The organism is Aquimarina sp. RZ0, from assembly GCF_008370685.1.
GTDB lineage: Bacteria > Bacteroidota > Bacteroidia > Flavobacteriales > Flavobacteriaceae > Aquimarina.
Genome location: NZ_VTZU01000003.1, coordinates 72,293 through 88,174 on the forward strand (window position 1 = coordinate 72,293; position 15,882 = coordinate 88,174).

Consider the following 15,882-nt stretch of genomic DNA (forward strand, 5'->3'; position numbering starts at 1 on the left):
TTAAATCAAAATAACAATGAAAATTATCCAAAAACTACTCTTAGTAGGTGTTTTATTCAATTTTATTTCCTTAATGGCACAGGAAAAAGATTGGATACAAAGTGCTCAGCAATCAGGAGCCAATTTTTATGAAATTCGTAATGAAATTTCCAAAAGATTTGAAGAAAAAAAGAAAAACAAACAAGTAGAAGTTATTAGTAAATCTAATAATATCAAAATTATAGGAGAGAATGATTTTGTTAAGTTTAGGAGGTGGGAGTGGTATATGAGTCAAAGAGTACATCAAGATGGTACGTTTCCAAGTAGTTTAGAACTTCAGCAAGGATATGACGATTTTGTAAACAAAGAACAAAGTATAACAGCAAAAGCGGCAGGAGCTACCTGGACTAATATTTCCAGAACTAGTAATGACGGTGGTTATTGGAGTATGGGTAGAACAACAGACATCGGTTTTCATCCGAGTAATGCAAATATCTTTTGGGTTTGCGGACAAAAAGGAGGCGTATGGAAAACTACAGATGGTGGTAGTACGTATATTCCGCAGGGAGATAATCTACCCTTTCTGGGAGCAGGAGCAATCGTAGTAAATCATGCCAATCCAGATATTCTTTATGTTACCACTGGTGATAATACAGGTGGACGCGGAATGGGAGTTTATAAATCTACCAATGGAGGAACTACCTGGTCTCCTACTGGTTTTACAAGAAACTTAAGCAATGGTGTGGTTTTCTATAATCTGGTACAAAGTCCTACAAACCCGGCTATATTATTAGTTGCTACTAATCTAGGGGTTTATCGTACCATAAATGCGGGTGATAACTGGACAAGGGTTGCTAGTGGTAGAGCAACCGATATTACCTTTAGTAATAGTGATAACGGATCAACCGCTTTCTCAATAATTAATAACAGATTCTATAAATCTACGAATCAAGGGCAGTCATTCTCAATAGTTAATAACGGTCCTAGTCACTCTGGACTTGGGAGAATAACTCTTAACAATGCGAATGTTAATCGCGTAATATCCTGGTCTAATGCAGGGATATGGGTTTCTAATGATAACGGAAACTCCTGGACTGAAAAAAATAAGGCAACCTATCCAAATGGAAGTATTGTCAATTTTGATGCCATGACCACTTCTCCTTATAATGCTAATACCCTGTACGGAGGTCAATTAGATGTTTTTAGAAGTGATGACAATGGTGCTACCTGGACACAAATCTCAAAATGGCACGGAGGTACTTCAATTACAGAAGTTCATGCAGATCATAGAAATATGGTATGTAATCCAATTAATGGCCTTATATACTCTTGTAATGACGGAGGAATAGATGCCTATAACGAGAGAGAAAATAGTATTGCTAACCGATGGAGCAGACATAGTGATGGACTTGTTATACCACAATACTATCATGCCGCCTCTTCAGAATCTAATGGTGCTATTATCGGTGTAGGGTCACAGGATAATGGGGGTTCGTTTAGAGATAGTTCTTTGACGTGGAAAAATTCAAATGGAGGAGACGCAGGAACTCAGGCTATAGATCCACAAGATTCTGATATCCGTTATTCTAATTATAATCCATCTCCTAATATTATAAGAACTACAAACGGATGGCAAAACTCCAGAGATGTTAAGCCTGATGATGTCAATGAATCCTGGTGGGTAATACCCTATGTATTAGATCCTAATGACTCTAAAAGAATTGTAGCAGGATATCACGCAGTGTACACCTCTGATAACCGTGGTGACTCATGGGAAAAAATAAGCCCTGATTTTTCTGCCAGTGATGCGTACTGGGAGGTATTACGATCTATTGCCGTAGCACCTTCGGATTCTAATGTAATATATGCTGGAGGTCCCAGAAGATTTCACTACACCTATGATAAGGGAAATACCTGGGGTTATAAAGATTTTAATCAGGATATCACCAGTATTACTGTTGATCCCAATGATGCAAAAACCGTATATATCACGTTTGGGCATTTCTCAAACGGAATGAAAGTAAATAAATCTGTAGATGGAGGAGTAAACTGGACAAATATCTCTGCAGGGATCCCTAATATTCCTGTATATTCTATCGTTACTCAAAAGGATGCCGAAGAAGTTTTGTATATCGGTACAGAATTTGGTGTATTTTATAAAGATGCATCCATGACAAGTTGGAAGGTTTATGGTACCAAATTACCGAAAACTCAAGTACACCACCTACACATTAATTATCACAGTAGAAAACTTAGAGCCGCTACCTACGGTAGAGGAATCTATGAAACCGCTCTAGATGGAGAAACAGAACTACCTTGCGAAGCGGCTACCAATATTGCACTTACTGCGGCTACCGATACCACATTAAACATCACATGGCCTGCTATCCCTAACAACAATAATTATTACACTTTTCATAAAAAACAGTCCACGTCAGAATGGATACATACACTGGCTCCTACAAACTCTGTTATACTACAAAATCTGGAGCCGGAAACCATCTATGATGTAGTAGTTGGTGTTGCATGTACAAACGGTAACAGAATACTATCCAGTACCTTACAATTCAAAACATTGAAAGACAATTCGTTAATACCGGGAGGTATTTATGAAATTAAGTCTTCATTACCTGACGGACGTAATCTGGATGTTTCAAATGGAGGAACTGCTGTAAGAACTAATGTACAAATATGGGAAGACAATGGAACGCAGCCACAACGATGGATTGCCAGAAACTCTAATGAGGAAGGATATTACATATTATCCCCGCAGCATGCACCGGATAAAGCGCTGGATGTTAAGGGTGGCGTGAATGCAGACGGTACTAATATTCACATCTGGACTGCTGATATAAACAATATCTCTCAAAAATGGAAAATAGAGAGTAGTGGTGACTCCTACGTGGCGCTGACACCCAAAGTAGCTCCAGGAAGATATTTGGATATCAGTAATGGACAAGATAGTAATGGAGTTAATGTACAAATATGGGGCGGTAACGGAACTCCAGCGCAACAATGGATATTAGAATACATAGGACCTTCCAGTAATAATCTGTCGGTAGCAGAAAATCTGGCACAAGAACAACCGCTATTATCAAAAGAAAAAACTATCGTGTATCCTAATCCGGTAAGAGAGCAGTTTACTATTAATTTCAAGAAAACATCAGAAGAATTAGGAAATGTTCAGGTAGAATTAATTAATAGTCTGGGAGTTGTTGTTAAAAACGTAAAAACAGCTTCGGTATTTACAAATGGAAATATTCAGATTTATACAGATTCTCTGACTAAAGGGGTCTATACCTTAGTTATCAAAAATGGGAATGGTCAAAAGATCCATACGCAGAAATTGTTGATTCGCAGATAGTACATAAAGCATTACTCAAGATGGGTTCACTTTTATAACTACTGTTATGATGAGTAAAAGTTATAAAAAGATTGATGAATTTTACTCCTCTTTTTCTCGAATCTAAACGATTAGACTTAACGGAAAATAAGAAAGGTGGCATTTTGATGTCGCCTTTCTTTATATATAATGCCATTACCTCCTCACGTCACATCGATTGCTGCGACCAGGGGGAGCAGTGTATCGAGGTCTCGATACAATTTTTTTCCGCTATCGCTGCGATAAATCACTACCAGACGTGCTAACATTATTTATTAACTTTTTTGAAGATATCTATTTAATAGATACACATTGTTAACCAGACCATTTGTTGTCTGAATTTTCTTTTACAGTAAATTCAAACAGTAACTGATATTACTTCGTATTACAATTTTCGCAATATGCTTTTCTTAGGTATTCATTTTCTAATAACTGAAACGTTACTCCTCCTTCTCCAAATGGATCAAAGAGTTTACAAAAGCGCTGTTGATCCTTAGAAATCGCATTAAGCATCATGGTTCTGTAATCACGTTCTTTGGTCAGTTCCTTATCTACAAGAGTGAGATTCAGGTAATAGAACAGTAAATCTGTACCTGCATCGATACTTTTTACTCTATCTTTTAGTAATTCTATAGCATATTCGATATTAGCATATGATGTAAAATACTGTGCCAGATTAAGATAGTCATCATTCGTGAGTACTATTTTTTTATACCGTGTATAGATATATTTCATGGATTTGTCCTTGGCAGCAAAATCTCTTTTCCGCATATAAGATTCACTTTTGATAATATGATAATTGATAAGCATACGGTCAATCAATACTTGTGATACTCCATAGTTTTTTAATGCCAGAATTTCTTTTTTAAACGCTTCTGTCTTTACTGGCTGTATACGATGCCGCCATATCTTAAATTTGGTTGCACAAATATTGTACTTGATTTTCTTATTTCTAGGTAATAATCTATCCAATTCCAGAAGTTTTGTGTACGTTCTTAGTACCTCACGCTCATTAATCATATACGTTAGCGATGTATTTTTATTGGCGAGTTGTGCAAATTGTTTTTGGGCAGGTACATCCAGCGTACTTATCTTATCCGGCGAAATTTCATTTCCTTTAATACGTTCAAAAATTGTATTTTGTAATTCATTCGCTTTCTCAATATTTTCTTCTAGCACAGCATTTTTATACAGAGAAATTAACTGGTCATTACTCATTGTTTTATAGCTATCTTTTTTCTGGAGTGATAAAGTGATGACTGCCTTTCTATGTTTTTGTAAATAAGGTTCTAAATCTGCATTGATGTTGGGATCCATAAGTTTAGCCTTGATTTCAGCTTTACTCAGGTCAGAAAAGCTAGCATATTCTGTAGTAGGAATAGTATTCAGAAATTCAACCCAATTTTCTGTAGCACTGATTTTTGTCTTTATGGCTGGTTTCTGAAACTCCTGTAACGCCTCTACAATACTAGCCGCGCGTCCTTCTTGTAAGGCTATATTTCTTTTCAAGCTTCCCTCTACAGAAGCGTATGCTTTTATATCGATTGTTTTGATAGTATAATCTGTGAGATGGAGAGAATCATATACAGGTTTGATATCATCGGTAGCATACGTGGCCTTATTTTTCTCAAAAGGGATCGTAAATTTAAGTGTTTTATATTTTAGCTTAAAGCCTTCACTTATCTGAGAAAAATCCTTGATCTCCGACTGATATGTTAGTGAATCAAGATACATACCCATATCTAGTAACTCTAATCGATAAGATTTCAGATCATAAAATCGATTATAACGGCAAAAATAATTATCGTTTATAAAATAGATATTAAACTCTAATTCTTTTCCTCTTAATGGTACAGGCACTACACCTACTTTTACCCTATACTTACCATTTGGTTGTTTTTTTAACCCTTTTTTGAGTGTTGCCGCATATATCGGTTTTTTAATATCGCCTACAATCCCATAAGAAGAGGGCTCTAATTTTTGTGTAGCACAATCATAACGATCTTTTGATACAATATCAATCATAATCCCATCTTTTGTATCCTTAAAAAGTTGATATGCCCACTCTTTAGAATTGATTTCAAAATATAACCCCTCCCGATCATCTCGCTTGATACTAAAAAGTACTTCTTTGGGCTTATTTCTAAATGCCTCCATACATTGCCTGCACTTCTGCTCTCTGTTTTCTATAGGAAATTGCACCCCAAAAACAGCCTGTCCCATCATAAAATAGCAGGACATCAATAAAAATATAAAGGGTAAGATCTGTGTGTGTTTCATTGTTATTATAAAATTATGTTACTGTTATTGCCTGAGGATTATATGCAAAAAACAATCCCTGACTTTTGTTAGTAACATATCTCTGCAATATGTTACCCTGCTCGGCTATATTTTATGTAGATTTTTTAATAGCTAAATACAAAATGATTGACTCCTTCTGTCTCATCGATTGCTGCGACCGGGGGGAGCAGTGTATCGAGATGCGATCAATGCTACCTACCTTGATGAGGTCTCGATACAATTTTTCTCTGCTATTGCTGCAAAAACCACATCACAACATCTATATTTTTTCTTCTTTTATCCAATCATTAATGCTTCATCCCACATAGTTTCATCATCTGTAAGATAGGACAGTATTGCTAATCCTACACCAGCAATACCATCCAATAAACAATCTTGTAATTTCCAGGATCCTTCATAGCCAAAGAGGTACCCTGCATAGCCATCAGTATGAGTAGCCATCTCCAGTCCAACATTTGCCCAGTAGTCCGCAGTTTTTTTAAATACGGTATCATGTGTCTTTTTATATAGAAATCTGTAGATATGTATGATACCAAAGGCTCCATGGCATACGCCTGCATCTTTTACCAGTGCTTCTTTGATATCCTTTCTCTTTGCACTTAGTTTTAATACAGTAATTGCTTCGTGCATCAAATCTTCATCTTCTAAAAGTTCACCTGCTCTTAACAGGGATATACCAACACCGAGATCTCCATAACACCAGGCTAACCTTGAGTTGTATCCTTCTGGTTTTTCTGAGGTGATCCAATTTGGAAATGTAGAGGTATACTCCATATCAGTATGTTTGCAATCCAGGATATGCTTTATGGCTGGTTTTACCAATGGAAGTGCTTGATCAGAAAAATCGGGATATATCGATACTCTTGATAAAAAATTAAGAATACTGGACATCCCATGAGACAGTCCCAGATTACATCCTTCAAACTTTTCTTCTCCTACTTTGATTACAGATTTCCACCAAATACCTGTATTACCAGAAATAGCTGTATCTGTCAAAAATGTAATCAGGGGCATAAGATGTTTCTGATATTGCTTTTTTGAATGTACTGTTTCGGCTTGCTGATATCGTTTTAAGAAATAGTACCCATAACCAATAGCACCATGGAGAAAATCATAATTATTTTCAGCGATATCCTTCTTCATGCAATCTAATAAATAATTGTCTAGTTCTGCTGTGATGACATCTTCCTGAAGTGTCACAAACTGTTCTTCTTTTAGTAATTCCAACACCCAGCATGCACCTGCAATTCCATCACAAAATGTAGGATATGAATATCCTTCCTGTATACGATTAAATGTTTCTGAAATAACAGCAGCCCCTTGATCTGAGTGCAGTGTATCTTCACTAAAGGCTGCATAATAAAAATGAAATAAAGCTATGCCAGAACTACCTCCCAGAACTCCTATTGTGTCTGGTGTACTAGTGTTCTGCATGAATACATCGGCTATTTCTTTTAACTTATCTTTTAATACGATTTATAACTAAAAATTTCGCATATTCATCGTTTCTTTTTCCTTTCTACTTCGTTTAAAAAATAAACCGTAGCTATAGCTATGCTTGATTTTTTTGCCTTGCATAAAGAAAAAATAATTCAATGAATTTATACGAATTTTTTAATCACAAATCGTATAATCTGTTTTTTAAATCCATATTTTGATATCCCGAATTTAGCGATAGTTCTATATTGTTATTCGAGCAATATACTTAAAATAGTATCTTATACCATTCAAACCTCAAAAATGACGCTACCTGTTGCAATGATTCTTTTGATATAATTCCTTCGACTCTGAATGTGTATCGAGATGCAATCAGTACTACTGCTTTGATTTGGTCTCGATACGGTTTTCCTCCGCTATGCTGCAAAAAACCACTACCAGACGTGTTAACTTTTTTTACTAGCCTGACGCTCTATTTTATCGATTTATATGACATATCCAAGCAGTTCTAAGATATGCTATACCTTTATCAGCAGTAGTTTATCACTGCTTTTTCCTTTTTTTACGATTGTATGATTTCTTAAAAAATTAGCTACTTTTAATTCGTGAGGAGTATTATGTACAGTATTCGTCAAATTGTTTTTGGTTAATCGTATTAATTCTGATGGAGCGTATTTGGTTTTAAAATAGTAGGTATCTAAGGGATTCCAGATATTAATTCCTCTTTTTACTTCTTTATACACATGAATCCAGTCGTTAGCTGCTACAAACTCACAGGAATTACCATTGGCTAAGATAGTAAACTGTGAAGGGGCTGCCATTTTTCTTATCCATATCAGACAGGATGATTTTCTTGAGATGTTCTTTTTGGAGGGGGCTTTTTGCATAAAATAATAAAATCTCCATCCTATGTAGAAGATCAAATACTTCAATTCTCTGCATTCCTTCAAAATTGCGCATTATTTTGTATAATAGTTCTTGTTCTTTTTTCATTAAATTCCTTATATAATCATTCTTTTCTGAAATCTGTATGTGCTAGAAATAAAACAGCAATGCTCTACACTCTTTATTTGCAGAATATCTACAACTACAGGTTGATAAAAAAGAGTGGCATATCATAGGTGAATGCTATTTAGATTCTCTACCCTAATTTCTATTAGGCATCCAAAATGATACAGTACCACTCTATAATTATATCTCTTAGTTTTTTGTTTTAAAATTCTATAAGGGGTAAATAGCTGTCGTCTATAGCATGCCTTCTCAGGTATCATCAGTATATCTGAGATTATCTGGCTAATTCTATATCGTTCAACTTCGGTTTAACTTTGATACGTTGAGAAGGCACTACTAATTAACAACTTCTTATTAATGACATAACGATGCAATTTGTTACCCCATATAGACTACTTTTCTGTATGTTTTTTAATGGGCTACATTTATTTTATTATGAATCAAATAGTTATTTATATAAAAATTGCGCTTAAAAAAATCACTTAGCTTGCTGCACTAACCTCCTTTGATAAATTTATATATGCGGATAGATTAAAAAAACTGACAAAATCTTTGCCAAAAAACCTACATATGTATTAAGAATTTTCCCTCACCGAATAATTCGCGAAAATACATTTATACAGTACAAATATCAATTTACACATTAAAATTGCCCTCTTAAACAACTGATTGAATACTGGTAGTGAATAAGAAGTATCTTTGAATAACCAAATACTAATCTTTGAATTTTTGATATGATTGTAGATTATTTATAAAATTTATGAGCTTTAAAATCTAATAATCCCCCAATTCCAGATTTTTATTGCATTATTAACCAAACTTTGTTTAAACCATGAAATATTAAACTGATATTTCTAAAAAGATAATTACACAAACTCAGTCTTTTTTTACAACATAAGCCATACGTTAATATATCGTAAACACAATTTTTTAAATAAACTGAAACTACAGTTTTAATAAACAACCATATCTAAAAGTGCCTAATTTCTTTAGGCACTTTTTTGTTGCAAAAAAATTAAGACATCAATACTTCCTGTAATTTATTTTTAATTTGATTTCTAAATCCATATTTTGTGACTCTAAATATGATCATTATGAACTCATCTTGAGTAGTGGTTTTTCAACCGAAAAGTTTGGCTTTTGTAGTATAATGAAGTAGGTTTTTTTTCAGCTTAGTCCTGTCTATGGTTGAAAAACCAACAAAATTAGCGTGCATAATGTAAATTTTGTAGGTCAAAGCATTACTCAAGATGAGTTCTATATCTAATTCTAATAATTGAATACCTAATCGGTTTTTGCATAGTATCATTTTGAACTAAAAAAATCAAAATATACCTTTGGATACTATCATTGAACATAGACTTAACCAACTTTTGAAATCTAAAAACCCATATACTTTTTTTGACACGCTCTGTTTTAGAACCCCTCTATTGCCTTTGGAGTTTTATAACCTGGTTTTTACAGATAAGGAAATATCAAAAGAGAAATATAGAGAGATCTGGAAGAATCCAGCTATTAAAGAGGCTGTTTTTTTGGCCTCCCCGGAACTCTATAACGCATTACAGAAATGGGCAACATCTAGAAATATAGATTCCAAATCAGAGAAACGATTACGATATTCCTTGCTAAAATATCTATCCCGTATTTCTGCTCGATGTACTCCTTTTGGGTTATTTGCCGGCTGTGCTACCGCATCATTTGGTTCAGAAACCAATATCAGTTTGGATACTATACACGCTTATGCCCGGCAAACTCGACTTGATATGCATTTTTTAGTTGAACTCGTGCAACACCTTGTAAAAATTGACCAGATTAAAAGCCAGATATTATGGTATCCCAATAGTAGTTTATATCAGATTGGGAACCAGTATCGATATGTAGAATATACCTATATCAAACAAAATAAGCGGGCATATACCATAGAAGCAGTTATGGCGTCATCATATCTGGAAAATATACTGGCAAAATCACAATCAGGTGCTTCTGTGGGTGTCTTATCCGAAATATTAATAGATGATGATATTACTAAAGAAGAAGCTACTGATTTTATCCATGAATTGATAGATAACCAAGTATTAGTAAGTGAATTAGAGCCTTCTATCTGTGGAGATAATTTTCTGAAACAGCTACTTGGGCTACTTCATACATTACATAATATTACTGATGTAACACATACAATAAAGGAATTAAAGAATAAACTTTTGCAGCTGGATATGACGATTGGCAATTCTATAACATATTATAAAGAGTTTATAGAATTGGCAGAAAAATTAGAAACTCCGATGGATAAGAAATACTTATTACAAACAGATCTATATCCCGTTGCCATATCCAGTACGTTAGATAGAAAATGGGGATATCATATAAGAAGGATGCTTCCTTTACTTAATAAGATATCTATTTCTCAAAAGGATACGAATCTAAGTCATTTCAAAAATGCATTTTTAAAACGTTATGAAACCAGAGAAGTACCTTTAACAACCGTATTAGATACAGAAATTGGCATTGGCTATTTACAAGGGCAGGAAGCATCGGATAGTACTCCTTTTCTGGAGGGGCTGGATATACCTTATCAAGAAGAGTCGATACCACAATCTTTATCTTGGGGCACCCCCTATAACATACTCCACAAAAAATTAGAGCAAACTATTGCTTCTAATGCGGTAGTTATGGAAATTAATGATGCTGATTTTGAGTCTTTGCCAGTACGCTGGGATGATCTGCCGGATACAATGGCAGCTATGGCAGAAGTAATCCTGCAGGATGGTAAAGAAAAGATGGTATTATCCTCTATAGGAGGAACCTCTGCTACCAATTTATTAGCCCGATTTACTCATGGCAATAAAGCCATACAAAAACAAGTGCACTATATAGCAGATATAGAACAGCAAATGAATCCTGATCATATTCTGGCAGAAATTATTCATCTGCCAGAATCCAGAATTGGTAATGTGATACAGAGAGTTTCTCTACGTGACTATGAAATTCCTTATTTAGGAAAGTCGAATTTGTCAAGAGAACAACAAATAGCTATTACCGATCTGATGATTTCTGTGCGACATAACCAAATACAGCTTCGTTCTAAAAGGTTAGACAAACGAGTACTGCCACGTTTAAGCAACGCACACAATTATAGTGCTAATGCACTACCTATTTATCATTTTTTATGTGACTTGCAGAAACAAGAATTACGTGCTTCTATTGGGTTTTACTGGGGAGCCGTTTTAGAAAAAAGGAAATTTTTACCCAGAGTAGTGTATAAAGACTTTATTTTATCAAAAGCCAGATGGCTACTTACCCAAAAAGATATTGAGATATTTCTACCGCTTACCAAGGATCCACTGATAGATGCCATTAGCTCCTGGAGAGCAGCATTATGCATGCCTAAACTCGTGCAATTAGTCGAGGGAGATAATACCTTGTTGATTAACTTAGAAAACTATGATATGATCCAAATGTGGCTGGATACAGTAAAAAAAATAGAAATTTTTGTATTAGAAGAGTTCTTGTTTACCGAAGAATCAGTAATTAAAGGAGAAAATAAAGGGTTTACTAATCAATTTGTCATCTCTTTTTATAATGAAGAAAAGTTAAAACAAGCTAAAGAAAGAGCACCTCATTTATCTGATAAAAACACTTGATTTGTTATGGATATTATAGCAACTAAACGAATCTTTATTGCGGGAGATACATGGCTGTATTATAAAATATATTGCGGAGAACGCAGCTCTGATCTGATATTAACAAAGACAATAAGACCTCTTGTTGCAAAACTGATAGAGAACCGGTATATTAGTCATTGGTTTTTTATTAGATACCAGGATCCAGACTTTCATATAAGAATACGTTTTCATCTCACAGATGTGCTGCATATTGGTTCTGTGATACTACATATTAATAAAGCACTACAATCTTATGTACAGGATGATATTATATATAAAGTGCAATTAGACACGTATATCAGAGAAATAGAGCGATATGGAGCGGCTACAATAGCATTCTCAGAAAAACTATTTTCAAAAGAGAGTGATATGCTTCTGCAAGCAATAGAAATTATAAAAGACGACACTCTATTTTTTTTATTTGTCATAAAAGCGATCGATACAATCCTTACTAATTTTAAATACTCTCTAAAAGAAAAAGTACAATTAACAAGTCTGAACAGAGATCGTTTTAAAGAAGAGTTTCTTGCAGATAAAAAACTCACCAAACAGCTTGACAAAAAGTATAGAACGATACAACACGAGCTATATTCTTTTTTTTCTACAACAGATCAAAACGAAGACTATCTTATTTTGTATCAGCTACTGCACCAGTACACCACAAAAACTGAAGAAGAAGTATCCTCTATTATAAACTGCTTAACAAATGATAAAGAGTTACAAAAAGGAAGCCTGATTAGTAGTTATATACATATGCTTGTCAATCGTGCTTTTAGATCTAAACAGCGATTTTATGAATTAGTATGTTATGATTTTTTGACAAAATATTATAAGAGTTCCTTATTTTCTAATTAATTTTTTATAAAATGTCCCTATAATTTTATAAGAGAGAGCACCTCAAAATTCTGGGAAGTTCTACTGGATCTCTATCTCCAGTATTATGTCTTAAAGTCTGGAAAATACAACCATATGTAAAAGGAAAATTATCATTTGGCTCGGTATGGGTAGAAGAAAATATTTTTAATGTTGTCAAAACGGAATCCTTAGGGTTTGGATATGGAGTAGGATATTGCCTATTGGGTTAACAAAACCATTGGGCTACATCTGGAATTTAGTCTACTTTTGTTATAATACGATTTGTGATTAAAAAATTCGTATAAATTCATTGAATTATTTTTTCTTTATGCAAGGCAAAAAAATCAAGCATAGCTATAGCTACGGTTTATTTTTTAAACGAAGTAGAAAGGAGAAAGAAACGATGAATATGCGAAATTTTTAGTTATAAATCGTATAACAAGGTTCAAATAAAAAAACTAGATGAAAGCAAAAAGGACAGGCACTATTCTCTATGTAAAAAAATATAAGGAATGTGTTGAATTTTATAATAAAAAACTAGAATTGCCTATACTATTCCAGAATAGTATATTGACCTGTTTTGACCTATTTGGTGCTTACCTAATGATAGAAAATGATGACAGAGATTCTTATCAAAATCTAAATGAAGCACATCAAAAAAATTTTAGCTGTATCCGTATTCATGTTGACAATGTTAAAAAATATGCAATTTCTCTTCAATCAAAACATATTGAAATTGACTATCAGGAACATGATTGGGGTATTGTTGCCAAGTTTTTTGATCCAGACGGTAATTTGATCGCTCTGAAAGATGAAGCTTCTTTTTTACAACAAATAATCGATTATCAATAAAATATTGTCCGTAACCTACCTCGGGGGAAGTCCACCAGAGGTTTATTAGAAAAAAACATTCCGATTTCGAGGCAAGCCTCGAAGCATTTAAGTCTCGATTATAGAGTAAAAAATCATAGTTGATCTTAATAGACACTCCATTAGAAAATAGTTCTTGAGCATCAGTATCAGCTAAGTTTTAATAGCCTACCTTCTTTCTTACTCTCGCAAGTACTTGATTGGCAACCTCTGAAGCTTTTTTAGCACCAATGGCCAACGCTTTATCTACTTCTTCAAGATTTTCTATATAGTAATTATAGCGTTTTCGCTCTTCAGAAAATGTATCAATGAGCAGTTCGTATAAAGCTTGTTTTGCATGACCATATCCATAGTTTCCACCTGCATAGTTTTCTTTCATCTGTACTATTTGCTCAGGAGTAGCAACGAGTTTGTATAAAGCAAACACATTGCAGGTGTCAGGATTTTTAGGTTCTTCCATAGGGATACTGTCTGTTTGAATCCCCATAATATTTTTGCGTAACTTCTTATCAGGTAGAAACAGGTTGATGGTATTTCCTTTGGATTTACTCATTTTAGTACCATCAGTACCGGGAACATACATAGTTTCTTTTCTGAATTGCGCTTCTGGTAATACAAATAGCGCTCCTACCTGATTATGTATTCTTTCGGCGACATTTCTGGTTATTTCCAGATGTTGCTCCTGATCTTTCCCTACAGGAACAATCTCTGCGTCATACAAAAGGATATCTGCTGCCATCAACATAGGATATGTAAACAATCCTGCATTAACATCCTCAAGTCGATCAGCTTTATCTTTAAAAGAATGCGCCAATGTTAATCGTTGATATGGAAAGAAACAACTTAGATACCAAGAGAGTTCTGTCACTTGTGGGATATCACTCTGACGATAAAAAATAGTTTTTTCTATATCCAGCCCAAAAGCCAACCAGGTAGCAGCAGTAGAATAGGTATTTTCTCTTAGTAATGCTGCATCCTTAATTTGAGTCAATGAATGCATATCTGCAATAAAAAGGAAAGAATCATTCTCTGGCTGATTGGCCATCTGAATTGCAGGAATGATCGCTCCTAATAAGTTTCCTAAATGAGGTGTTCCTGTACTCTGGACTCCTGTTAGAATTCTGGACATAGTAGTTTTATAATTTCTCGCAAAGGTAATTTTTTTGTTCACATAGCTCAAACCAAAATTGTGTATTTTTACTACATGTTTATACTAAGACGTATCTTGATTTTATTATGGCGTATCTGGTTTTATATAATGATGGGAATGCCTATTGTTATATTGTTCCCCATATTATTGATATTGTCATCCAGAGAAGCCTGGTATCCTTATTTTTTTGTTGTGGCGAGATTCTGGGCAAAGATTGTGTTGTATGGAACAGGTTTTATCCCCAGTGTAAAAAAAGAAGGAGACCTGGACACTCATACGAGTTATATGTTTGTAGCCAACCATACGTCTATGGCTGATATTATGTTGATGCTATATTGCATAAAAAATCCATTTGTATTTGTAGGGAAAAAAGAGCTGACCAAAATTCCCGTGTTTGGTTTTTTTTATAAACGTACCTGTATTCTCGTAGATCGTAATAATCAGAAGAGTAGAAAAGCAGTTTTTGATCGTGCACAAGCAAGATTGCAAAACGGAACAAGCATCTGTATTTTTCCTGAAGGAGGTGTTCCTGATGATGAATCTGTATTGCTGGATGAGTTTAAAGATGGTGCTTTTAGATTGGCAATTGATCATCAGATACCCATAGTGCCTTTAACATTTTTGGATAATAAAAAACGATTTTCCTATACTTTTTTTAGTGGAAGCCCTGGCAGAATGAGAGCTTTTGTCCATAAAGAAGTGCTGACTACTGGATTAACACATCAACATAAAAAGGAGCTAAAAGAAAAAACATGGAATATCCTTTATACTAAGTTGGTGTCTGATCAACTATAGTGTATGGAGTGTATTGATGCCAGATGCAAGCGAAAAATATAAATGAATAAAATATTTGAGTTGGAAAGTGCTGAAAAATATAATGAGGCATTTACTCTTTATCAAAAACTGATTAAGGAGAACAATACAGATTTTGAAACTTGGAAATTCTATTTTTTCTTTCTGTGATCGATGCTTGAAGATGTAAATGAGCAATTTACAAAAGACATTGATGTACGAACTGAATAATGGACTGAATAAACACTCTGAATTAGCGGAATTTAATTTTATTACAGGATACACCGTTTCAATATTCCCTTATGAATTTGGAGATTACGAAGAATTAAACATAAAAGGGTCTGAAATGCTAAAAAAAGCAACTAAATTAAAACCTGAAAAACTTAATTTACAGAATGGTTTATTTAGACTCACTTAATTTAAATCAAAATGAACAAGTCGAA

10 protein-coding genes are annotated in these 15,882 nt (G+C 34.2%); 6 read left to right on the forward strand and 4 right to left on the reverse strand.

All coding sequences use genetic code 11. The features are described from left to right. Positions 1 to 16 precede the first annotated feature (16 nt). Positions 17 to 3,343, forward strand: a complete 3,327-nt coding sequence (locus F0000_RS02185) for an RICIN domain-containing protein (RefSeq protein ID WP_149623059.1) — start codon at positions 17 to 19, stop codon at positions 3,341 to 3,343. Between the two features lie 393 nt (positions 3,344 to 3,736). Here the strand turns inward: F0000_RS02185 and F0000_RS02190 are convergent, their stop codons facing one another. The 3 genes from F0000_RS02190 to F0000_RS02200 form a co-directional block, all read right to left on the reverse strand. Continuing rightward, complete coding sequence (locus F0000_RS02190; RefSeq protein WP_149623060.1) at positions 3,737 to 5,641, reverse strand: hypothetical protein; 1,905 nt, start codon at positions 5,639 to 5,641, stop codon at positions 3,737 to 3,739. Between the two features lie 297 nt (positions 5,642 to 5,938). After that, the gene (locus tag F0000_RS02195; RefSeq protein ID WP_149623061.1) at positions 5,939 to 7,096 is read right to left on the reverse strand and encodes a lanthionine synthetase C family protein; all 1,158 of its coding nucleotides are present in this window, start codon (positions 7,094 to 7,096) and stop codon (positions 5,939 to 5,941) included. Between the two features lie 521 nt (positions 7,097 to 7,617). Continuing rightward, on the reverse strand, positions 7,618 to 7,920 hold the full coding sequence (locus F0000_RS02200; protein WP_149623062.1) for a hypothetical protein: 303 nt from the start codon (positions 7,918 to 7,920) through the stop codon (positions 7,618 to 7,620). A gap of 1,527 nt (positions 7,921 to 9,447) precedes the next feature. Here F0000_RS02200 and F0000_RS02205 point away from each other — a divergent pair. The 3 genes from F0000_RS02205 to F0000_RS02215 all read left to right on the forward strand — a co-directional run bounded on the left by F0000_RS02205 (position 9,448) and on the right by F0000_RS02215 (position 13,479). Then, positions 9,448 to 11,751 (forward strand): lantibiotic dehydratase family protein, encoded by a 2,304-nt coding sequence (locus F0000_RS02205; protein ID WP_188111997.1) that lies wholly within the window; start codon positions 9,448 to 9,450, stop codon positions 11,749 to 11,751. A 6-nt stretch (positions 11,752 to 11,757) separates the two neighbouring features. After that, positions 11,758 to 12,627 carry a thiopeptide-type bacteriocin biosynthesis protein gene (locus tag F0000_RS02210; RefSeq protein WP_149623064.1) on the forward strand — a complete coding sequence of 290 codons (870 nt, stop codon included), beginning with the start codon at positions 11,758 to 11,760 and terminating at the stop codon, positions 12,625 to 12,627. A gap of 462 nt (positions 12,628 to 13,089) precedes the next feature. Continuing rightward, positions 13,090 to 13,479: a VOC family protein gene (locus tag F0000_RS02215; RefSeq protein WP_149623065.1), complete on the forward strand. Its 390-nt coding sequence runs from the start codon at positions 13,090 to 13,092 to the stop codon at positions 13,477 to 13,479. Between the two features lie 178 nt (positions 13,480 to 13,657). Here F0000_RS02215 and trpS read toward each other — a convergent pair whose 3' ends face one another. Further along, positions 13,658 to 14,626 carry a tryptophan--tRNA ligase gene (gene trpS, locus F0000_RS02220; RefSeq protein ID WP_149623066.1) on the reverse strand — a complete coding sequence of 323 codons (969 nt, stop codon included), beginning with the start codon at positions 14,624 to 14,626 and terminating at the stop codon, positions 13,658 to 13,660. Positions 14,627 to 14,764: 138 nt separating this feature from the next. Between trpS and F0000_RS02225 the strand changes: the two genes are divergently transcribed. Both F0000_RS02225 and F0000_RS02230 read left to right on the forward strand, forming a co-directional pair. Then, positions 14,765 to 15,442 carry a lysophospholipid acyltransferase family protein gene (locus tag F0000_RS02225; RefSeq protein WP_368668059.1) on the forward strand — a complete coding sequence of 226 codons (678 nt, stop codon included), beginning with the start codon at positions 14,765 to 14,767 and terminating at the stop codon, positions 15,440 to 15,442. Between the two features lie 187 nt (positions 15,443 to 15,629). Continuing rightward, entirely contained in the window at positions 15,630 to 15,857 is a 228-nt protein-coding gene (locus F0000_RS02230; RefSeq protein WP_149623068.1) for a hypothetical protein, read from the forward strand. Positions 15,858 to 15,882 lie beyond the last annotated feature (25 nt).